The sequence below is a fragment of the Streptomyces sp. CA-288835 genome, from assembly GCF_050936385.1.
In the GTDB taxonomy this organism is placed as follows: Bacteria; Actinomycetota; Actinomycetes; order Streptomycetales; family Streptomycetaceae; genus Streptomyces.
The window spans coordinates 7,640,780-7,660,653 of sequence record NZ_JBNJMW010000001.1 but is presented as its reverse complement, the minus strand read 5'-3'; the positions used below and the strand labels follow the sequence as shown (position 1 = coordinate 7,660,653).

General features: G+C 70.0%; 20 protein-coding genes. 15 read left to right on the top strand and 5 right to left on the bottom strand.

Annotated features, from left to right (window positions below; genetic code table 11):
- The first annotated feature begins 178 nt into the window (after positions 1–178).
- Entirely contained in the window at positions 179–1,633 is a 1,455-nt protein-coding gene (locus tag ACQEVY_RS34565; protein ID WP_432953294.1) for an NAD(P)/FAD-dependent oxidoreductase, read from the top strand.
- A gap of 186 nt (positions 1,634–1,819) precedes the next feature.
- Here the strand turns inward: ACQEVY_RS34565 and ACQEVY_RS34560 are convergent, their stop codons facing one another.
- Positions 1,820–3,265 carry a regulator gene (locus tag ACQEVY_RS34560; protein ID WP_432953293.1) on the bottom strand — a complete coding sequence of 482 codons (1,446 nt, stop codon included), beginning with the start codon at positions 3,263–3,265 and terminating at the stop codon, positions 1,820–1,822.
- Positions 3,266–3,568: 303 nt separating this feature from the next.
- On the opposite strand from ACQEVY_RS34560, the gene lipB reads away from it, so the two are divergent.
- The 4 genes from lipB to ACQEVY_RS34540 all read left to right on the top strand — a co-directional run bounded on the left by lipB (position 3,569) and on the right by ACQEVY_RS34540 (position 6,695).
- A complete protein-coding gene (lipB, locus tag ACQEVY_RS34555; RefSeq protein ID WP_432953292.1) occupies positions 3,569–4,366 on the top strand; it encodes a lipoyl(octanoyl) transferase LipB in 798 nt (265 codons plus the stop codon).
- 107 nt (positions 4,367–4,473) lie between these two features.
- Entirely contained in the window at positions 4,474–5,439 is a 966-nt protein-coding gene (lipA, locus tag ACQEVY_RS34550; RefSeq protein WP_432953291.1) for a lipoyl synthase, read from the top strand.
- 278 nt (positions 5,440–5,717) lie between these two features.
- The gene (locus ACQEVY_RS34545) at positions 5,718–5,933 is read left to right on the top strand and encodes an SCO2195 family GlnR-regulated protein (RefSeq protein ID WP_328772166.1); all 216 of its coding nucleotides are present in this window, start codon (positions 5,718–5,720) and stop codon (positions 5,931–5,933) included.
- Between the two features lie 60 nt (positions 5,934–5,993).
- A complete protein-coding gene (locus ACQEVY_RS34540) occupies positions 5,994–6,695 on the top strand; it encodes a DUF4191 domain-containing protein (RefSeq protein ID WP_328772165.1) in 702 nt (233 codons plus the stop codon).
- Between the two features lie 320 nt (positions 6,696–7,015).
- Here the strand turns inward: ACQEVY_RS34540 and ACQEVY_RS34535 are convergent, their stop codons facing one another.
- Positions 7,016–7,483, bottom strand: coding sequence for an RDD family protein (locus tag ACQEVY_RS34535; RefSeq protein WP_165339755.1), 468 nt, complete (start codon positions 7,481–7,483; stop codon positions 7,016–7,018).
- Between the two features lie 199 nt (positions 7,484–7,682).
- On the opposite strand from ACQEVY_RS34535, the gene glnA reads away from it, so the two are divergent.
- From glnA to pspAB, 3 genes are all read left to right on the top strand, one after another.
- Positions 7,683–9,092, top strand: coding sequence for a type I glutamate--ammonia ligase (gene glnA / locus ACQEVY_RS34530; protein WP_432953290.1), 1,410 nt, complete (start codon positions 7,683–7,685; stop codon positions 9,090–9,092).
- A 201-nt stretch (positions 9,093–9,293) separates the two neighbouring features.
- On the top strand, positions 9,294–10,217 hold the full coding sequence (gene htpX, locus ACQEVY_RS34525; protein WP_432953289.1) for a zinc metalloprotease HtpX: 924 nt from the start codon (positions 9,294–9,296) through the stop codon (positions 10,215–10,217).
- Positions 10,218–10,223: 6 nt separating this feature from the next.
- A complete protein-coding gene (pspAB, locus tag ACQEVY_RS34520) occupies positions 10,224–10,814 on the top strand; it encodes a PspA-associated protein PspAB (protein WP_432953288.1) in 591 nt (196 codons plus the stop codon).
- A 93-nt stretch (positions 10,815–10,907) separates the two neighbouring features.
- On the opposite strand, the gene ACQEVY_RS34515 is transcribed toward pspAB, so the two are convergent.
- Together ACQEVY_RS34515 and ACQEVY_RS34510 are read right to left on the bottom strand one after the other, a co-directional pair.
- The gene (locus ACQEVY_RS34515; protein ID WP_432953287.1) at positions 10,908–11,564 is read right to left on the bottom strand and encodes a DUF4360 domain-containing protein; all 657 of its coding nucleotides are present in this window, start codon (positions 11,562–11,564) and stop codon (positions 10,908–10,910) included.
- Positions 11,565–11,890: 326 nt separating this feature from the next.
- Entirely contained in the window at positions 11,891–12,199 is a 309-nt protein-coding gene (locus tag ACQEVY_RS34510) for a hypothetical protein (RefSeq protein ID WP_432953286.1), read from the bottom strand.
- A 442-nt stretch (positions 12,200–12,641) separates the two neighbouring features.
- Here ACQEVY_RS34510 and ACQEVY_RS34505 point away from each other — a divergent pair, with 442 nt between their 5' ends.
- Complete coding sequence (locus ACQEVY_RS34505; RefSeq protein WP_432953285.1) at positions 12,642–13,286, top strand: hypothetical protein; 645 nt, start codon at positions 12,642–12,644, stop codon at positions 13,284–13,286.
- Between the two features lie 18 nt (positions 13,287–13,304).
- On the opposite strand, the gene ACQEVY_RS34500 is transcribed toward ACQEVY_RS34505, so the two are convergent.
- On the bottom strand, positions 13,305–14,159 hold the full coding sequence (locus tag ACQEVY_RS34500) for an alpha/beta fold hydrolase (protein WP_432953284.1): 855 nt from the start codon (positions 14,157–14,159) through the stop codon (positions 13,305–13,307).
- Between the two features lie 71 nt (positions 14,160–14,230).
- On the opposite strand from ACQEVY_RS34500, the gene ACQEVY_RS34495 reads away from it, so the two are divergent.
- From ACQEVY_RS34495 to ACQEVY_RS34470, 6 genes are all read left to right on the top strand, one after another.
- Positions 14,231–14,683, top strand: a complete 453-nt coding sequence (locus ACQEVY_RS34495; RefSeq protein ID WP_432953283.1) for a MarR family winged helix-turn-helix transcriptional regulator — start codon at positions 14,231–14,233, stop codon at positions 14,681–14,683.
- 253 nt (positions 14,684–14,936) lie between these two features.
- On the top strand, positions 14,937–15,965 hold the full coding sequence (gene glnII, locus ACQEVY_RS34490; RefSeq protein WP_432953282.1) for a glutamine synthetase: 1,029 nt from the start codon (positions 14,937–14,939) through the stop codon (positions 15,963–15,965).
- A 319-nt stretch (positions 15,966–16,284) separates the two neighbouring features.
- Positions 16,285–16,782: a winged helix-turn-helix domain-containing protein gene (locus ACQEVY_RS34485; protein WP_432953281.1), complete on the top strand. Its 498-nt coding sequence runs from the start codon at positions 16,285–16,287 to the stop codon at positions 16,780–16,782.
- Positions 16,783–16,841: 59 nt separating this feature from the next.
- Positions 16,842–17,867 carry an SDR family oxidoreductase gene (locus ACQEVY_RS34480; protein ID WP_432953280.1) on the top strand — a complete coding sequence of 342 codons (1,026 nt, stop codon included), beginning with the start codon at positions 16,842–16,844 and terminating at the stop codon, positions 17,865–17,867.
- Between the two features lie 51 nt (positions 17,868–17,918).
- On the top strand, positions 17,919–19,220 hold the full coding sequence (locus tag ACQEVY_RS34475) for a sensor histidine kinase (protein WP_432953279.1): 1,302 nt from the start codon (positions 17,919–17,921) through the stop codon (positions 19,218–19,220).
- The gene (locus tag ACQEVY_RS34470) at positions 19,205–19,858 is read left to right on the top strand and encodes a LuxR C-terminal-related transcriptional regulator (RefSeq protein WP_432953278.1); all 654 of its coding nucleotides are present in this window, start codon (positions 19,205–19,207) and stop codon (positions 19,856–19,858) included. The genes ACQEVY_RS34475 and ACQEVY_RS34470 overlap by 16 nt, the downstream gene beginning before the upstream one ends.
- Positions 19,859–19,874: the final 16 nt, after the last annotated feature.

Genomic DNA, 19,874 nt, shown 5'->3' with positions numbered 1-19,874 from the left:
GGTCCGGTGCGTCAGCCTGTCGCCAACAGGGCATACGCCCCCGTGCCCCGATGCCCCCGCCCATGCGCGACTCCCCCAGAACCCCCGCCGTCCTAACCTCATCCAAAAACTCCGGAATTCCGGAAGCGTGTCGGGGGCATGACGTCCCCAGGAGCCGCGCGACCTCGAGGAGGGGCACGTGCTTGAGCCCGCTTATCAGGCGGACGTCGTCATCGTGGGGGCCGGGGTCGCGGGACTCTCGGCTGCTCACCGGCTGACCAGCGCAGGAGTAAGGACCGTAGTCCTGGAGGCCACCCCTTACGTCGGCGGCCGTATGTCGACCGAGAAGGTCGACGGTTTCCGGCTCGACCGGATCGGCCGGCTGTTGTCCACCGCGTACCCGGAATTACGCCTCACCCCGGGTCTCGACGCCCTCACCCTGCGCCCGTTCGCCCCGGGCGTCCTCGTCCACGCCGACGGCCGGACGCACCGCGCGGGCGAACCCGGGAGCACGGCGAGCGCCGGGGGCGCAAGGGGCGCACTCGGCGCGGCACGCGCCTTTGTGACCGCCCCCCGGAGGCCACGCGCGGCCTGGCGGACAGGGCCGTCGCCCGACGGAGCCACCCGGCGAGCAGGGCCGTCGCCCGACGCAGCCGCACACCGGGCGTCGGCGCCACAGGCCGCCGCCCAGCCCCTGCCACGGACCTTCCCACCGCTCGGCGGCGCCATCGACCAGGCACGGCTCTCCGCCGCGCTCGGCCGGATCGCCGCCGCCCCGGTGGAACGCCTACTGGCCCGACCGGACCGGCCGGCCGGACACGCGCTGGCGGCGCGCGGCATGCCCGCCCGCACAGTCGAGGGCTTCCTACGACCGTTGCTGGCCGCACTGCTCTGCGACCCGGACCTGACGACGTCCAGCCGCAGCGCGGACCTCGCGCTGCGCGCCTTCGCCGCAGGACGGCTGTGCATACCGGAGGGCGGCGCCGACACCCTGCCGGAGCTGCTCGCCGCCGCCCTGCCGCACGGCACGGTCCACACCGGCGTGCACGTCACTTCCGTGTCCACGACATCCGTACGCACCGCGGAACACGGCGAACTCCGTTGCCGCGCCGTCCTGGTGGCGACCGGCGCCCGCGCCGCCGCCGAGCTGCTGCCCGGCTTGCGGGTGCCGCCGTTCCACCCGGTGACGGTGGTGCACCACACAGCCGACGAGGTGCCCCAGGCCGGAGCGGGGCTGCTCCTCGACGCGGACCGTCGCGGCCCGGTGGCCCACACCGCCGTCCTCAGCGAGGTCGACCCGTCCCGCGCCCCCGCGGGCCGCGCCCTGGTCTCATCCACGATCCTCGGCCCACCGCCTCCGGACGCCGACCGAGTCGTACGAGCCCACCTTGCCGATCTCTACGGCACGTCCACGCTCCGCTGGGAACTCCTCGCCGTCCACCACACCCCGGACGCCGTCCCCGCGATGCCGCCCCCGCACGACCTCCGCCGCCCCGTCCGCCTCCTGGACGGCCTGTACGTCTGCGGCGACCACCGAGACACCAGCACCGTCCAGGGCGCCCTGCACTCGGGCCACCGAGCGGCAACGGCCTTGCTGACGGACCTAGGCGTGGGTTCGGCCAACACGGCGGCCCCGTTACCCAGGGCCGCATGACCAGACGGGGAGGCCTCGTCGCGGGGCGGGGCCTCCCCTCTTCCACAGCGCTACTACCGCGCCCCGTAAGGGGCGCGGGGAACTGCGCGACCAGCCACGACGGCGCCGCAGCCGCCAAACTGCTCACCGACCCGAGCTCTCAGGCGCTAACGCCCACCCGAATCGCCCTCGCCGCGCAGCGACCCGTCAGCGAAGCGCCGCGACCTTGTCGCGATACCCCCGCACGGGCCCGGCGTCCCGATACGGCTCCAGCCGCCGCTCGAAGTCCCGTACGTACTCCACCGCCCGCACCGAGCGCATCTCGGCCGCCTGAGCCGCCGCCTCCGCGCCCAACTGGCAGGCCTGGTCGAGTTCGCCGAGGCCGAGGCGGGCCGTGGCGAGGACGACCCGGCAGAAGAGGCGGCTACGGGCATAGCCGGGAGCCCGGAGCTGAAGGGACCGTTCGGCGTGCTGGGCGGCGGCCCGGTACTGCTGGAGGTCCCGGTGGCAGTGCCCGAACTCGTCCGCGAGCTGCGCCTCGTCGAAGAAGCGCGCCCAGTACGGGACGTCGTCGGTGGGCCGGGCCGCCTCCAGCGCCCGTTCGGCCCGTACGAGGGACGCCGTACAGGCCCGTACCTCGCCGAGCACCCCATGCCCGCGCGCCTCGGCCGCGTGCAGCAGCGCCTGCACGACGGGCGGCCCGGACGAACCCACGCCCTGCTGGGCGACCCGCGCCAGCTGCACCGCCTCCCGGCCGTGGCCCAGGTACACGGCCTGCCGGCTCATCGTCACCAGGACGTACGAGCCGTACGCCCGGTCCCCGGCCGCCTGCGCGAGCCGCAGCGCCTGGACGAAGTACCGCTGGGCCAGTCCGTGCGCGGCGATGTCGTACGAGGTCCAGCCCGCGAGCCGGGTGAGATCGGCCGCGGCGGCGAACAGCTGGCGCCCGGTCTGCTCGCCGTACGTGCCGCGCAGCATCGGCTCCGCCTCGTGCTCCAGGTAGCGCACCAGGGCCTGCCGGGCGTGGCCGCCGCCGTAGGCGTGGTCCAGCGCGCGGAACAGCTCGCCGACCTTGCGCAGCGCCGCGATGTCGCCCGCGGTCACCCGTTGCCCGGGCTCGCGGTCGGTCGCCGGGCGCGGCCGGGGCAGGGCGCCCGGGCGGCCCTGGGCGGGCACCCGTACGGCCGTGGGGTCCCCGGTGCGGGCCACCCGGTCGTCGGGCCGCCCGATCAGCCAGTCCCGGCTCGGCACGACGAGCCCCGCCGGGGTGAACGCGATCTTGCGCAGTTCCGCGTGGCTCCCGGAGTCCTTGCGCCATAGCCCGCTGACGATGTCGACGGCCTCCTCGGGCGTGGCCGCGAACTCGAGCCCCGCGTACACGGGGGCGCACGCGTCGAGGCCCAGGTCCTGCGCCGTGAGCCGGCGCCCGAGCCGGCGGGTGAACACCTCGGCGATCAGTGCGGGGGTCGTGCCGCGCGGCTGCTGGCCGCGGAGCCAACGGGTCACCGATGTCTTGTCGTATCTCAGATCCAGCCCGTGTTCGAGACCGAGCTGGTCCACGCGACGGGCTAGTCCCGCGTTGGAGAACCCCGCTTCTGCGATCAGTGCGGCGAGCTGACGGTTGGGGGTGCGCTGCGCGGGTCGTTCCGTCATCTGCGGTGCGAACTCCTGCCTTCCAGGCCTCTGGGGGAATGGCCTTGTGAACGGCGTGAATGTAGCGGTCTGTAAGCGCGCGATTGCAGACTTCGATCCGCATTCATCCGATCGTGTGAGGATTGGCCGGGAGAGTGACGGTCCCCGGACCGACAGAGCCGACCGGACCGGCAGGACCGGCAGACCTGTAGGGCGGACCGGCCCGACCGGGTCGACAGGGCCGAAGTCGGCTGGAACATGGCCGGACGTACAGTGGCGTGGGGCGCGTACGCGCCTTACGGGTCTTCCAGGGAGGCGTTTGCCGTGGGTGAGTTGCGGTTCGTCCGGATGGGTTTCGGAGCGGAGGCCGTCGAGTACCAGCAGGCCTGGGACGAGCAGCGCCGCGTGCACGCCGCCCGCTTCCAGGACGAGATCCCCGACACCTGTCTGCTCCTGGAGCACCCGCCGGTCTATACGGCCGGCCGGCGCACCGCCCCCGAGGAGCGCCCCCTCGACGGCACCCCGGTCGTGGACGTGGACCGCGGCGGCAAGATCACCTGGCACGGCCCCGGCCAGCTCGTCGGCTACCCGATCCAGAAGCTTCCGCGCCCGGTCGACGTCGTCGCCCATCTGCGCCGCCTCGAGGACGCGATGATCCGTGTGTGCGCCGACTTCGGCCTCGAGACCTCACGGGTCGAGGGCCGCGCGGGCGTGTGGGTGCTCGGCGACCCCGTGGAACAGCGCCCCTCCCTCGGGGGACTCTCCCTGGACTTCGACCCGCGCCTCACTGACGACGAGTTCGACCCCCGCCTCAACGGCCCCGAGTACGCCCCCTCGAACGCCGGCCAGCGCCGCGAGGACCGCAAGATCTGCGCCGTGGGCATCCGCGTGGCCAAGGGCGTCACGATGCACGGCTTCGCCCTGAACGTGAACCCGGACACCTCCAGCTTCGACAAGATCATCCCGTGCGGGATCCGGGACGCGGGCGTCACGTCACTGGCGTACGAGCTGGGGCGCGAGGTCACGATCGCCGAGGTCCTGCCGGTGGCCGAGAAGCATTTGCGGGACGTACTGGAGAACGCGGACCTGAAGCCGCGGGAGACCGAGAAGGCGACCGCCTGACGTAAGGAATGGACCCCGAGGCCCACAGGTTGGCCTCACAGAAGGGCCCATCAAACACGGGCGTACGCTGGTGTGCGCCGAGGAATCGAATGCACAGGGAGCCGGTCGTGTCCGCAGTCACCCCCGACGGACGCAAGATGCTGCGCCTGGAGGTCCGTAACAGTCAGACCCCCATCGAGCGCAAGCCCGAGTGGATCAAGACTCGGGCGAAAATGGGCCCCGAGTACACGAAGATGCAGAACCTCGTGAAGAGCGAGGGTCTGCACACGGTCTGCCAGGAGGCGGGCTGCCCCAACATCTACGAGTGCTGGGAGGACCGCGAGGCGACCTTCCTCATCGGCGGCGACCAGTGCACCAGGCGCTGCGACTTCTGCCAGATCGACACGGGCAAGCCCGAAGCGCTGGACCGTGACGAGCCCCGCCGCGTGGGCGAGTCCGTGGTCACCATGGACCTCAACTACGCCACGATCACCGGCGTAGCCCGCGACGACCTGGAGGACGGCGGCGCCTGGCTGTACGCAGAGACCGTGCGCCAGATCCACGCCCAGACCGCGAACCGCGAGGCCGGCCGCACCAAGGTCGAGCTGCTGGCCCCCGACTTCAACGCCGAGCCGGCCCAGCTCGCCGAGGTCTTCTCCTCCCGCCCGGAGGTCTTCGCGCACAACATCGAGACGGTCCCGCGCATCTTCAAGCGCATCCGCCCCGGTTTCCGCTACGAGCGCTCCCTGAAGGTCATCACCGAGGCCCGCGACGTCGGCCTGGTCACCAAGTCGAACCTGATCCTCGGCATGGGCGAGACCCGCGAGGAGATCAGCGAGGCCCTCAAGCAGCTGCACGACGCCGGATGCGAGCTCGTCACCATCACGCAGTACCTGCGCCCGACCGTGCGCCACCACCCCGTGGAGCGCTGGGTGAAGCCGCACGAGTTCGTTGAGCTGAAGGACGAGGCCGAGCAGATCGGCTTCTCGGGCGTGATGTCCGGACCGCTCGTGCGCTCCTCGTACCGTGCCGGACGGCTGTACCAGATGGCCGTCGAGAAGCGTGGTTCGTACGTAGCCTCGCAGGCCGTCTGAGATCTCGTACGACCTGCGCGATGGCACGCAGTGCCAGCCGATCGTGTGAATCCGCACACAAGACATTACCCGTGAGTAGTGTCCGATACGACGCGGTTCTGACCGTTCCCGCAGATGGGAGCCACCGTCAGGGCCGCGTCGGCGTTTTCGGGCCTCGCGTCCAGGCTTCATTGGCGTTTGACCGGTTGGTCATGCCCTGGTAACACCATTCAGTGACTCTGTTCTCACGCCACGTACAGACTCATCCCAGAGCCATCACCCGAGGGGGGACCTCCACTATGCAGGCCGCGCCCGTACGCGCCACAGCGATTCCGTCTTTCACCGATGCACTCCGTGCCGTCGAGTCGGTCCTCATGAGCAGCGGCCAGCGCACCGCCCGCCGCAACGCATGGACCTCCGTCATGGAGGACCGCCGCCGGGCCAAGGACAGGGTCGAGGCGCAGCGCGTCCTCGAGCAGTCCGTCCTGGAAGCGTCGTTCGCCCCTCGCCCGTGACCGCCCGCCGAGGCGGCACCGCCGTCGTCGGCACTTCCCGCGACACGTAGACTTCTCGGCATGGCGAGGAAGGACAACGCAGCGGACGCTGCGAACCCCGGGCGACTCAAGCAGATCGCTCTGACCTACAAGATGACGCGCAGGGCCGACTCCAAGATCGGTCTTGTGCTCGCGGCAGTCGGAATCGGCACCCTCGGTGTCTTCCTCGCGATCGGTTTCCTGATCGACCACCCGGTCTATCTCGGCATTCTCGGCTTCCTCCTCGCCTTCCTCGCGATGGCGATCGTCTTCGGACGGCGGGCCGAGCGGGCCGCCTTCGGGCAGATGGAAGGACAGCCGGGAGCGGCGGCCGCGGTGCTGGACAACATGAAGCGTGGCTGGACGACGACTCCGGCGGTGGCGATGAACCGCCAGCAGGACGTGGTGCACCGGGCCGTCGGCAAGGCCGGGATCGTGCTGGTCGCCGAGGGCAACCCGAACCGGGTGAAGGGCCTGCTGGCCGCCGAGAAGAAGCGGATGGCTCGGATTGTCTCGGACGTGCCCGTCCACGACATCCTGGTGGGGACCGGCGAGGGTCAGGTTGAGCTGAAGAAGCTCCGTACGACGATGCTGAAGCTGCCTCGGGTCCTGAGCGGCCCCCAGGTCACCGCCACCAACGACCGGCTGCGCGCCCTGGGCGACATCATGTCGAACCTTCCCATGCCGAAGGGGCCGATGCCCAAGGGGATGCGGATGCCGCGCGGCGGCCCGAAGATGCGGTAACGCTGCGCTGAGCTTGGCTGGATGGCGAAGGGCGCCCGGAACTTGTCAGTTCCTGGGCGCCCTTCGGCGTTTGTCCGGGGTGATTCTGCGGACTGCCGACTGCGGGTGCGTCGTGGCTGGTCGCGCAGTTCCCCGCGCCCCTAAAAAGCCTGCGACTGCCCGCAGCCACAAATCGAGCCGCGCCCCGATTGGGTCGGACCCGAAACCGCGCCCGCGCCCCGGGCCGCCACCGAAACCGCGCCCCGGAGTGGGTCGCCCCCGAAACCGCGCCCCGGAGTGAGTCACCCCCGAAGGGCCCTGCCCGCTCACCGGCGCGTTCCTCAGATCCGTACCTCTACCGTCCGCGCCAAGCGGTCGTGCAGGCCCCTGCCGTCGCGGTCCCAGATCAGGGCCGGGATGGCGATGCACAGGAGGGCTGTGCGGAGGAGGGCGCGCAGGGGGTTGACCGTGCCCGTTTCCAGGGTGAGGACTCGCAGGCCGAAGAGGCGCTTGCCCGGGGTGAAGCCGATTGTGCCGACCGTCAGGATGCTCATCACGAAGAAGATCAGGAGTGCCCAGTTGCCCGTGGCCTGGTTGTAGCCGTCGGTGAGCAGGCCGTATGCGATCAGGAGGCAGAGGCCCCAGTCGACGGCCAGGGCGCCGAGGCGTCGGCCGGGGCGGGCGATCGAGCCGGGGCCGGACTCGGGGAGGCCGAGCTGTTCGCCGCGGTATCCGAAGTCGGCACCGGCTTCCTCCGCGGCCGCGCGCGGTCCGGAGAGCCACGATCCGATTGCTTGCCTGTTGTCCACGGGTCCACGGTACTGCGGAGGTTTTGGTATGCGGACAGGTGGGGTCAGCCGGGCCGGGGTCGGTTAACTTGGGCGAAACAAATGGGTCACGCTCGAGAAACCACCCGTCCCTATTGTCGGGTCTCAGCGTGTGCCACCGCACTGGCCGCACGAACGAACTACCACCCCGGCACGGACGGTCGGGAGTAGGAGGAGCTGGATGTTCCAGAACGCCGACGAGGCCAAGAAGTTCATCGCAGACGAGGACGTCAAGTTCGTAGACGTCCGCTTCTGCGACCTGCCTGGCGTGATGCAGCACTTCACGGTGCCGGCAGAGGCCTTCGACCCGAGCGAGGAACTGGCCTTCGACGGCTCCTCGATCCGCGGCTTCCAGGCCATCCACGAGTCGGACATGGCGCTTCGCGCCGACCTGTCCACCGCGCGCGTGGACCCCTTCCGCCGCGACAAGACGGTCAACATCAACTTCTTCATCCACGACCCGATCACGGGCGAGCAGTACTCCCGTGACCCGCGGAACGTGGCGAAGAAGGCGGAGGCGTACCTCGCGTCGACCGGTATCGCCGACACCGCGTACTTCGGTCCCGAGGCCGAGTTCTACATCTTCGACAGTGTCCGCTTCGAGACCAAGTCGAACGAGGCCTTCTACCACATCGACTCCGAGGCGGGCGCCTGGAACACCGGTGCGCTGGAGGACAACCGCGGTTACAAGGTCCGCTACAAGGGCGGTTACTTCCCGACCCCGCCGGTCGACCACTTCGCCGACCTGCGCGCCGAGATCTCCCTTGAGCTGAACAAGGCCGGTCTCCAGGTCGAGCGCCAGCACCACGAGGTGGGCACCGCGGGACAGGCCGAGATCAACTACAAGTTCAACACGCTGCTCGCCGCGGCCGACGACCTCCAGCTCTTCAAGTACATCGTGAAGAACGTCGCCTGGCGCAACGGCAAGACGGCCACCTTCATGCCGAAGCCGATCTTCGGTGACAACGGCTCGGGCATGCACGTCCACCAGTCCCTGTGGCAGGCCGGCTCCCCGCTGTTCTACGACGAGGCCGGTTACGCGGGCCTGTCGGACACCGCCCGCTTCTACATCGGCGGCATCCTCAAGCACGCCCCGTCGCTGCTGGCCTTCACCAACCCGACGGTGAACTCGTACCACCGCCTGGTGCCCGGCTTCGAGGCCCCGATCAACCTGGTCTACTCGCAGCGCAACCGCTCCGCGGCCATGCGTATCCCGATCACGGGCTCGAACCCGAAGGCCAAGCGCGTCGAGTTCCGGGCGCCGGACTCCTCCGGCAACCCGTACCTCACCTTCGCGGCCCTGATGCTGGCCGGCCTGGACGGCATCAAGAACAAGGTCGAGCCGGCCGAGCCGATCGACAAGGACCTCTACGAGCTGGCTCCCGAGGAGCACGCGAACGTCGCGCAGGTCCCGACCTCGCTCCCCGCCGTCCTCGACTCCCTCGAGTCCGACCACGAGTTCCTGCTCGCGGGCGACGTGTTCACGTCCGACCTGATCGAGACGTGGATCGACTACAAGCGCACGAACGAGATCGCCCCGCTGCAGCTGCGTCCGCACCCGCACGAGTTCGAGCTGTACTACGACGTGTGATCGACGCGTAGGCCTCGTAAGCCTGCAGGCCTCCGGCTTCAGAGCCCCGTCACCGCCTTCACCGGCAGCGGCGGGGCTCCGTCGTTCTTTGCCTGGGCCGCGCCGTTCCTTTGCCCGGTGCGGGGAAGATCGGGATCCGGTTATGGCAATGCCGCTGCACACTGGAATCGGGACGAGTGCCCGATGTGTGGGGTGATCGTGATGCGGAGTCGATTCCAGCCCGACCGGCGGTTGAACACGCGGATGGGGGTCACGCTGTTCCTGCTGGGGCTGCTGTACGTGGCGTTCGTCGCCGCCCTGATCGTGCTGCTGAAGTCGTGGGTGCTGGTCGTGGTGATCGCGGCGGCGCTGTTGGGTGCGCAGTACTGGTTCTCTGACCGGATCGCGCTGTTCGCGATGCGCGGTCGGGTCGTGGAGCGCGAGGAATATCCGCAGCTGCACGGGGTGATCGACCGGCTGTGCGCCACCGCGGACATGCCGAAGCCGGCCGTCGCCGTGTCCGACATGGAGATGCCGAACGCCTTCGCCACCGGGCGCGACGCCGATCACTCCGTCGTGTGCGTGACGACCGGGCTGCTGCGGCGGCTCGAGCCCGCCGAGTTGGAGGGTGTACTCGCGCACGAGCTGTCGCATGTGGCACACCGCGATGTCGCGGTGATCACCGTGGCCTCGTTCCTCGGGGTACTCGCCGGGCTGATCGTGCGGTTCGTCTTCTACTCCCAGGTGTTCGGCGGGCACGGCCGCAAGGACCAGAACACGGCCGTCGTACTCATGACCGTGATGGCGGTGTCCGTGGTCGTCTACGCGCTCAGCTTCCTCCTCATCCGGGCGCTCTCCCGGTACCGGGAACTGGCCGCCGACCGCGCCGCGGCCATGCTCACCGGCCGCCCCTCGGCCCTCGCCTCCGCACTGACCAAGCTCACCGGCGACATCGCCAAGATCCCCACCCGAGATCTACGGACCGCGCAGGCCTTCAACGCCTTCTACTTCACGCCCGCGCTCGGCCGGACCCCCGGCATCCAGCGGCTCTTCTCCACCCACCCGAGTCTGGAGGATCGGCTCGACCAACTGGGCCGGATCTCCGGCGAGTTGGGTGAATCGCCGTACTCCGGGAAGGCGGGCTGAGAGGCGATGGGACTCCTGGACATCCTGCTGGGCCGCAGCAAGCCGGCGGCCCCCGACCTCGACCAGCTCTTCGCGCTGCCGTCGGCCGCGGTCACCCTGGAGGCAGCGGCCGGGTTCACGCCGACCGGGCACGGATCGGTGTGCTTCGCGACGGTAGAAGGGGCGGCCTTCGAGGACGTACGCCAGGAAGTGCGGGCGCTGTTGGACGCGGATGCCGAGCGGACGGGGCCGCCGGTGGAGGTGAGCCGGGACTCGTACGGGTATACGTGGCTGGTCTCGCGGCGGTCGCCGGAGGACCTGCCCGCCCTCGTGGGCGATCTGCACGCGGTGAACAGCGCGCTGGAAGGCAGCGGCTTCGGGCCGCAGTTGCTGTGCTCGGTGGTCGGCTTCCGGAGCGGGGGCGACGAGCCGCGCCCGCTCGCGCTCGTGTACCTCTACAAGCGAGGCAGCCTCTACGTCTTCGCGCCGCTCCCCGGCGGCGGGGAACGGCGCGACAACGCCTTGGAGCTGCAGGTCAGAGCCGTACTCGCGAACGACATCCGCCTGGAGCCTGACCTGAGCCGCTGGTTCCCGATCTGGGGCGCACCGGGGCTGTGACGCCGAGGGCCAGGACCACTTGTTCTGGCGGCTGCTCGAGCGCCGGCCTACGCGCCGGATGCCCGGGGAGTCGAGGGCACCCGGCATCACGGCTCAGTTCTGCGGGCACTCCTTCCAGGCCAGGTGGTAGACGGTGCTGATGTCACCGTCGGTGGAGTCCATGGTCATGAAGCTGGTGCTGTTGGCGGGGGACGTGCCCTTGTTGACCCGGAGCTCGGTGTTGATGTTGAAGTTCCGCTCGACACCGCAGGGCGCCCAGACCAGTTGGGCCCACTCGGTTTCGTCGGTGGCCTGCCAGTTGTCCTCGTACGGGCCGTTGAACGGGTGCGATCTGGAGGCCGTGTCCGGGGAGCCCTGGAAGTAGTACGAGGCCTTCTGGGTGCCGCTCGCTCCGCGCTGGAGGGAGGCGAAGCCCCGGTAGTCGACGCTGGCGATGGCGTAGGTGAAGCCCTGCGGTACGTGGACGATCAGGTTGAGCTGGCAGTTCTTGCGGAACGCGGTGGACGGGGCGCCGCCGCCGACCTGGGCGAGGTAGTCGCTGTAGGTCACCGTGAAGGCGGTGTTGTCCGGGGAGACGGCGACCGCCGCCGTGCCCCGAGGACAGCCGGAGCCGTTCACCGTGGCGACCTTGATGACGATCTTGTCCGGGGGCGGGTCGTCGAAAACCGGCGACGACGACGAAGCCTGCGCGGGGAACGCGGTGGCCAGCAGAGCGGCGATCGCGCCGGCCATGAGGAGCCCACGAGCCATGATTCTCCAATCCGGGAACGGGAAAGGCTGGGAAGATCGACGATCGAAGGTCATGCACATGCCAAACAGTCCAATGCACAGACCCCCCAGCCTGTGAAGGAGCTGTGAAGACCGAGAGCGACCGAATCGTATGGACTGCGGGGTGGCACGGCTAGGGCGATCTCCGGCCAACTCTGGCGCGATGGCGCCACCCTCCAGGCCAACTCCCATAAGCCCCGGATATACGGCGGGAAGTGGCCCCGAACGCACCGGTGCCGCCCACTCCCGCGGAGCGGACGGCACCGGATGCTCACGTACTCACGTACTCACGCACTCACGGCGCAGCCTCAGCGGCTGTAGCGCATCAGGGCCCGCACCATGTGGCACGTCGTGTCCGACGGCGGGTGGACGCCGATGAGTTCGGCCGTGCTGCGGATCTTCTCGTTACGGGCCTGGTTGGGCATGTAGACACCGGAGTCCAGCAACGCGATGGCGAGCCGCATCGCCTTGAGGCGCCGGTTGTGCGTGATGTACCAGTCACGCGGACGCCCCGGCGGGAGCGGCCGCTTCTCGACCGGCTCGTACGGCAGGTCCAGCGGAACCGGCCTCCTGGCCGTGGACTGGGTGGGCAGCGGGAAGAGTGCGGCAGCGGGCACGGGCATCCTCCTGTCGCGGTCAGGGAGCCGTCCGTCGGCGCCCTCGAACACTGATACCAGTTTACTGCCCGCCACTGACATCGAGACACTTCACAGAGGCCGCCAAAAGTCCAGGTGAACAAGGAAATTGGCAGGGTGTCACACCAGGTCCGAGAGGTGCGCGTGAGGCGGCGTCAAATTCGAACAGAGGTGGCGGCAGGCCCCGTACATATCCGCCTCGAGGGGCGGCGACGTGAGCCCCGGTCAGCCGTACATTCCAGACCGCCTCGGCCTGACCACGCTGCTCGACCAGGAGAGGAATTACTCAACTTCCCTTGTGATCTAAGCCACTTGAGTTACTCGAGCCAACTACCGAGTAACTCTGTTCGGTATCTCGTACATAGCGGCGTACTCCCCGTTCCCGACCGGTCGCCGCCAGGGCGCCGGAGACAGGAGGCACGCCATGCCGCGTACATCGCGCAAGAGAACGCTCGGCCCGAAGAAGAAGCTCGCGTTGCTGGTGAGCGCCGTGGCGGTCGCCGGAGGCGGGGCCCTTGCCCTGGCGGCCACCTCGAACGCCGCGCCGGCCGGTCAGACGCAGACCTCGGCGGTCTGCGAGGGGCTGGCCACGGCGCTCGGGAACAACGAGAAGTTCATCGAGGGACAGCGCGCCAACCCCGACGCGCAGTCCGAGGCCCGGATCGCGAACCGGGAGGCGGTCATCGCGGAGATCGAGCGCAAGCAGGAGGCCTCCGGTTGCACGCCCGAGGAGTCGGCTCAGGACACCCCGGCCGAGCAGCCGGCCTCGGCTCCCGCGGACACCTCCGGCGACGCGACGGAGGTCGCCGGAGGTGAGGGCGGTGAGCAGGTCTGCGCGGGTTCGACCGTCACACTCTCCGGCGAGGCGGGCGCCCCCGCCGCGTCCAGCAACCAGTTCCCAGCCGGCACCCAGCTGAAGGTCACCAACCTGGACAACAACAAGTCCACCACAGTGGAGGTCACTTCGACCTCCGGCAGCTGCGCCCTGCTCAACGACGCGGCATTCGAGCAGGTCCGCGAGCCCGGCAAATTCCTGATCCGTCGGGCGCTGATCGAGAAAGTGGGCTGAGGCTCGGCCGCCGAAGGGTCAGCCGCCGAGGAAGTCGGCGAGGCGGCGGCTCAGTTCGGCGGGTGCGGCCTGTGGCAGTGCGTGGTGCGAGAGGCCGGGCAGTACGTCCGTTTCCACGCGCGGCAACAGGCCGCCCGCCCGCGCCGCCACGTTGCGCGCGTCATGCGTCCTGCTGTTCCCGGCCAGGCACAGCAGGACCGGCGCCTCCAAGCCCCGCAGCGCCTCCGGCTTCGGACGAGGCCCGGTCACCGGCTTCACGGAGTGGAAGCCGGCGGCCGCCTCCTGGAGTTGGAGCCAGTCGGGGTCGAGGGGCACTCCCCCGCTCTCCCACTCCAAGAAGGCGCGGACGCGGTGGGGCGCGGGGCGCAGCAGCATCGGCAGGGCGTGCAGCAGATACGCCGCCTTGAACCCGGCGAAACACTGGGTCGGGTCCAGAAGGAACAGGCGACGCACCCGGGCAGGGGCCAGCAGCGCGTACTGCAGGGCGATCCAGCCGCCGTACGAGTGCCCGCCCAGGTCCACCGTCTCGACACCGAGGCCGTCCAGGAGCGCGTCCAGCCAGGCGGACAGGTCGGCGACCGTACGGGGGTGACGGTCGCCGGCCGGTTCGCTGCGCCCGGGGGCGCCGATCAGGTCGACGGCGAGGACACGGCGGTGACGGGCGAGGTCGGCGGCCTGGGCGTACCAGGAGGCAGAGGTCGCTCCGCCGCCGCCCGGCAGGAGGAGAAGCGGGGGCGCGTCCCGCGGTCCGCAGGCGTTGACGTACGTCGTACCGAACGGCGTCGGGACCCGGACCGTCTCCCGTTCCGCGGGCCACTTGGCCATGACCTTGTCGTAGGCCGCTCGAAAGGCGTCGCTGTCGTACGTACTCATGGAGCCCCTCCCCGTATTATCTCGCCAAGCGAGATATTCGACGAGCGAGATGATAGCCCCGGAGGCGGGACATGCGGCATCAGGGCCCCGAGATGGAGATCGTCCATCTCCTGCGCGCGGTGACGGTCGAACTCGGCCTGCACAGCGCCCGGTTCGCGCACCACAACGGCATGCACCCGACGGACGTACGCGCCCTGATCGAGCTCATGGATGCCTCCCGGGCCGGCGAGGAGATGACGGCCGGGCGGCTCGGTGCCGCGCTCGGGCTCAACTCGGCCGGGACCACCTCGCTGCTCGACCGGCTGGAGCGGGCCGGGCATGTGCGACGGGTGCGGGGCCGACAGGACCGGCGCACAGTGGTCGTCGAGGTGAACGAGCGGGCCGTCGAACTGGGGTGGTCCTCCTTCGGGCCGCTCATCGGGAAGGCGGTGGAGTTTCTCCAGGGCTGCGACGAGCGCGAGCGGGAAGCGATCCGGGGCTTCCTGGAGGGGGTGCGGGAGGCCGCGGCAGCCGAGGGCGAGTGAGTCCTCGTACCGCCTTCGCTTTGCCTCGTACGGTCAACAGCCCCTTGTAGTCCTTGTATACGGCGGAGCCCACCCGCTCTCAAGGCGGGCCCCCAGCCCACCAGCACCAGGTAACACGGGCTTCACAGTCGGGCAATGATCGGGAAATCCCCTGTTGACAGGCTGCGGGCATCCCGCGCGGCGCCCCAGTGCCGCAGCGCCGCGCGCCCGAGACGACCGAGCGCGACAAGACCCACCCCGAAGGATGTGGCCCGTGACCTTCAAGGCTGAGTACATCTGGATCGACGGCACCGAGCCGACGGCCAAGCTGCGTTCCAAGACGAAGATCCTGGCCGATGACGCCAAGGGTGCCGACCTGCCGATCTGGGGCTTCGACGGGTCTTCCACGAACCAGGCCGAGGGCCACGCCTCCGACTGCGTACTGAAGCCGGTCTTCTCCTGCCCGGACCCGATCCGCGGCGGCGACGACCTGCTCGTGATGTGCGAGGTCCTCAACATCGACATGACGCCGCACGAGTCCAACACGCGTGCCGCGCTCGTCGAGGTCGCGGAGAAGTTCGCCGCGCAGGAGCCGATCTTCGGCATCGAGCAGGAGTACACCTTCTTCGAGGGCATCAAGCCGCTGGGCTTCCCCGAGGGGGGCTTCCCGGCGCCGCAGGGCGGTTACTACTGCGGTGTCGGCGCCGACGAGATCTTCGGCCGTGACGTCGTCGAGGCGCACCTGGACAACTGCCTCAAGGCGGGCCTGGGCATCTCCGGCATCAACGCCGAGGTCATGCCCGGCCAGTGGGAGTTCCAGGTCGGCCCGCTCGCCCCGCTCGAGGTCGCCGACCAGCTGTGGCTGGCCCGCTGGCTGCTGTACCGCACCGCCGAGGACTTCGGCGTCTCCGCGACGCTGGACCCGAAGCCGGTGAAGGGCGACTGGAACGGCGCGGGCGCGCACACCAACTTCTCCACGAAGGCGATGCGCGAGGGTTACGACGCGATCATCACCGCCTGCGAGTCGCTCGGCGAGGGCTCCAAGCCGCTCGACCACGTCAAGAACTACGGCGCCGGCATCGACGACCGCCTGACCGGTCTGCACGAGACGGCCCCGTGGAACGAGTACAGCTACGGCGTCTCCAACCGTGGCGCCTCGGTCCGTATCCCGTGGCAGGTCGAGAAGGACGGCAAGGGCTACATCGAGGACCGCCGCCCGAACGCGAACGTCGACCCGTACGTCGTGACGCGTCTGATCGTCGACACCTGCTGCACGGCGCTGGACAAGGCCGGCCAGGTCTGACCCGTACGACGGCAACTCCGTACGACGGCGACTCCGTACGACTCCGTGAGGGGGCGTCCATCACAAACGGTGGGCGCCCCCTCACCGTTGTCCGCTTCATCTGTTTCAATTGGCTCATGGCCAGCCCCGAGAAGCGCCCCGCGACAGGTCGCCATGACCTCGAGCCCTTCTGGCCTTCCCGTCAGCACCACGACTACGACCGTGAGTGTTGCCGCGCGATGACCGCGCCGGCCCGCTGACGCCGTACCAACAGGCCCTGGGCCCGCGCGACACGACGTACGTCCTCGTCGAACCTCTCGCGCGAAAGAGCTGACCTCTCATGGCGAACACCCGTTACTTCCCGTCCGCGGACGTCGCGGATCTCCTGCCGCCGGGCACCACCCTGCTGCCCGCTCCCCCGCACACCCTTCCCAAGCTGCCGGGCCGGCCGCCCATGGTCGGCTATCTGGTACTCGTACCGGCCGACCATCAGCCCGCCCTGCCGCCCATCACGGCCCCGGACCGCGAAGAGCCCGAGGGCGGCGACTCTCTCGTACGCGTCGACCCCGTGCGCCGTACCGCCGAGGTCGGCGGGCGGCCGCTGGATCTCACGTACCTGGAGTTCGAGCTGCTCGCGCACCTCGTGGCGCATCCGCACCGGGTGCACACCCGCGACCACCTGGTGTCCACGGTCTGGGGCTACGGGCATGTGGGCGACGGCCGCACCGTGGACGTCCACATCGCCCGGCTGCGCCGCAAGCTCGGTGCGGAGCACCGGGGGGCGATCAGGACGGTACGGCGCGTGGGGTACAAGTACGTTCCGCCGAGCGGGCGTTGACTCTCTGCTGAAGGCAGATTCCCGTTCCGTACCGCGGGCCGGCAGGGCAGAGTCGAAGCATGAGACTTCTGATGCTGGGCGGTACGGATTTCGTGGGGCGGGCCGTCGTCGAGGCCGCGCTCGCCCGCGGCTGGGACGTGACGGTCCTGAACCGGGGAACCCACGAGCCTCCGCCCGGGGCGCGGTCGCTGCTCGGCGACCGCACCGCGCCCGACGGGCTCGCGGCGCTCACGGCGGCCGAGGGCGACTGGGACGTCGTCGTCGACACCTGGTCGTGGGCGCCGCGTGCCGTACGGGACGCGGCTCGGCTGCTGAAGGACAGGGCGGGCAGGTATGTGTACGTGTCCAGCTGCTCCGTGTACGCGTGGCCGCCGGCGGCTGGTTACACCGAGGACGCTCCCCTCGTGGAGGGCGCCTCGGCGGACGCGGAGCAGACCGACTACGCGCGGGACAAGCGCGGCGGTGAGCTCGCCGCCGTGCAGGCCTTCGGCGAGGAGCGCTCCGTACTCGTACGGGCCGGTCTGATCCTCGGCCCGTACGAGAACGTCGGCCGCCTGCCGTGGTGGCTGACCCGCATCGCCCGCGGCGGCCCGGTCCTCGCGCCCGGCCCCCGCGAACTGCCGCTCCAGTACGTCGACGCCCGCGACCTCGCCGAGTGGGTACTCGGGGCGGCAGAACGGGAGTTGAGCGGCCCGTACAACCTCATCAGCCCGCAGGGGCATACGACGATGGGGGCGCTGCTCGACGCCTGCGTGCAGGCAACGGGCAGCGACGCCGAACTCCGCTGGACGGCCCCCGAGTTGATCCTCGACGCCGGCATCGAGCCCTGGACCCAACTACCGGTCTGGGTCCCCCCGGGCAGCGAACTGCACGGCGCCGTCCACAGCGTGAACGTGTCACGAGCCGTGGCAACTGGCCTCCGCTGCCGCCCCGTCGAGGAGACGGTGACGGACACGTGGGCCTGGCTGCAGTCCCTGGGCGGGACGGCGCCTCAGCGCCCGGACCGACCGGAAAAGGGACTCGACCCGGAGGTGGAGGCGAAGGTGCTGGCGCGTGGTGGGGGTGTACCTGGCAACACCTCCTGATCGGAGCCCAACCCCCGTGCCCCGCCCCGCCCCCTCCGCCAAACTGACGCCATGACGACCATCGAGACGAAAAGTGGCGGTTCCGCCGAGACGGAACGTGGCGGTTCCGCGCGGGTGCGGGGAAGCGGGATCGCGGCGGTGCGGGGGCTCAGGCTGGCGTTGGTGCTGCTGCCGGGGGCCGTGCTCTGCTTCACGCTCTCCGTGGTGTCTCTCGCGTTGATACCGATCGGGATCGGGCTCGTCACCACGCCCTGGGTGCTTACGGGGGTGCGGGCGTTCGCGGACTGGCGACGGGTGCTGGCCGCCGAGTGGTGCGGGGTGAAGATCCCGTCGGCGTACCGGCCGCTCCCGAAGAGCGCCAACCCGTGGACGCGTACGTTCGCGTTGCTGCGTGATCCGGCGACCTGGCGGGACCTGCGGTGGCTGCCGGTCGACATGACGGCGGGGTTCGTCACCGCGCTGCTGCCGGCGGTGCTGTTCCTCTACCCCCTGGAGGGGTTCGCGCTGGCGGCCGGGCTGTGGCGGGTCTTCACGGACGCCGGATACGTGGCGTACTGGTACGGCTTCGTGCCGGTCACGGGCCAGGCCTCCGCGTTCGGCGCCGCCGCGCTGGCGCTCGCGCTCCTCTTCCTGGCCCACTTCGCCGGCCGGCGGCTGCTGAAGGCCCACTTCCAGCTCACCCGCGCCCTCCTCACCCCAGGGCAGGGCGAGCTGGCCGAGCGCGTCCGCGTCCTGACCGAGACCCGCCGGGACGCGGTGGACACCTCGGCCGCCGAACTGCGGCGCATCGAGCGGGACTTGCACGACGGAGCCCAGGCGCGGCTGGTCGCGATGGGCATGGATCTCGGGACGGTCGAGATGCTCCTCGACAAGGACCCGGCGAAGGCCAAGGAGCTCCTCGCACAGACCCGCAAGTCCTCCGCCGACGCGCTCACCGAACTGCGCGACCTCGTCCGCGGCATCCACCCGCCCGTACTCGCCGAACGCGGACTCGGCGACGCCGTACGGGCGTTGGCGCTACGGCTGCCCGTCGCCACCGAGGTGGACGTGGACCTCCCGGGTCGCGCGGAGGCCCCCGTCGAGTCGGCCGCGTACTTCGCCGTCAGCGAGGTGCTGACCAACGCGGTGAAGCATGCGGAGGCGGACCGAATCTGGGTCGATGTGCACCACACCGACGGCATGCTGCGGATCGCCGTCACCGACAACGGCAAGGGCGGGGCCGGGATCGGGGCGGGTTCGGGACTCTCCGGAGTCGAGCGGCGACTGGGTACATTCGACGGCATCCTGGCCGTCAGCAGCCCCGCGGGCGGTCCCACCATGGTGACCATGGAGATCCCTTGCGAGTTGTCCTAGCCGAAGACCTCTTCCTGCTGCGCGACGGACTGGTCCGGATGCTCGAGGCGTACGACTTCGAGATCGCGGCGGCGGTGGAGAGCGGGCCCGAACTCGAGCGGGCACTCGCCGAGTTGGAGCCGGACGTCGCCGTCGTCGACGTACGCCTGCCGCCTTCGCACACGGACGAGGGCCTGCAGTGCGCGCTCAAGGCGCGCCGGGCGAGACCCGGGCTGCCGGTGCTGGTGCTGTCGCAGCACGTGGAGCAGTTGTACGCGCGGGAGTTGCTGGCGGACGGGACCGGCGGGGTCGGCTATCTGCTGAAGGACCGGGTCTTCGACGCGGAGCAGTTCATCGATGCCGTACGCCGAGTCGCGGCGGGCGGCACCGCGATGGATCCTCAGGTGATCCAGCAGCTGTTGTCGCGGCGTCAGGCGGAGAGCCGGCCGCTGGGGCGGCTGACGCCGCGTGAGCGGGAGGTGCTGGAGCTGATGGCTCAGGGCCGCTCGAACGCGGCGATCGCGGAGCGCCTCGCGGTGACAGAACGGGCCATTGCGAAGCACACCTCCAACATCTTCGCGAAGCTGGACCTTGAGGTGTCGGACGATGACAATCGCCGCGTGCTGGCCGTTCTCGCCTATTTGGATCAGGGACGCTGAAACGACACCGGCATTC

Excerpts from the sequence above, each read along its gene's own strand:
- ACQEVY_RS34560 (WP_432953293.1), bottom strand. The coding sequence starts at position 3,265 with ATGACGGAACGACCCGCGCAGCGCACCCCCAACCGTCAGCTCGCCGCA.
- ACQEVY_RS34545 (WP_328772166.1), top strand. The coding sequence starts at position 5,718 with ATGCAGGCCGCGCCCGTACGCGCCACAGCGATTCCGTCTTTCACCGAT.
- ACQEVY_RS34540 (WP_328772165.1), top strand. The coding sequence starts at position 5,994 with ATGGCGAGGAAGGACAACGCAGCGGACGCTGCGAACCCCGGGCGACTC.
- glnA (WP_432953290.1), top strand. The coding sequence starts at position 7,683 with ATGTTCCAGAACGCCGACGAGGCCAAGAAGTTCATCGCAGACGAGGAC.
- htpX (WP_432953289.1), top strand. The coding sequence starts at position 9,294 with ATGCGGAGTCGATTCCAGCCCGACCGGCGGTTGAACACGCGGATGGGG.
- pspAB (WP_432953288.1), top strand. The coding sequence starts at position 10,224 with ATGGGACTCCTGGACATCCTGCTGGGCCGCAGCAAGCCGGCGGCCCCC.
- ACQEVY_RS34515 (WP_432953287.1), bottom strand. The coding sequence starts at position 11,564 with ATGGCTCGTGGGCTCCTCATGGCCGGCGCGATCGCCGCTCTGCTGGCC.
- ACQEVY_RS34505 (WP_432953285.1), top strand. The coding sequence starts at position 12,642 with ATGCCGCGTACATCGCGCAAGAGAACGCTCGGCCCGAAGAAGAAGCTC.
- ACQEVY_RS34500 (WP_432953284.1), bottom strand. The coding sequence starts at position 14,159 with ATGAGTACGTACGACAGCGACGCCTTTCGAGCGGCCTACGACAAGGTC.
- ACQEVY_RS34495 (WP_432953283.1), top strand. The coding sequence starts at position 14,231 with ATGCGGCATCAGGGCCCCGAGATGGAGATCGTCCATCTCCTGCGCGCG.
- ACQEVY_RS34485 (WP_432953281.1), top strand. The coding sequence starts at position 16,285 with ATGGCGAACACCCGTTACTTCCCGTCCGCGGACGTCGCGGATCTCCTG.
- ACQEVY_RS34480 (WP_432953280.1), top strand. The coding sequence starts at position 16,842 with ATGAGACTTCTGATGCTGGGCGGTACGGATTTCGTGGGGCGGGCCGTC.
- ACQEVY_RS34475 (WP_432953279.1), top strand. The coding sequence starts at position 17,919 with ATGACGACCATCGAGACGAAAAGTGGCGGTTCCGCCGAGACGGAACGT.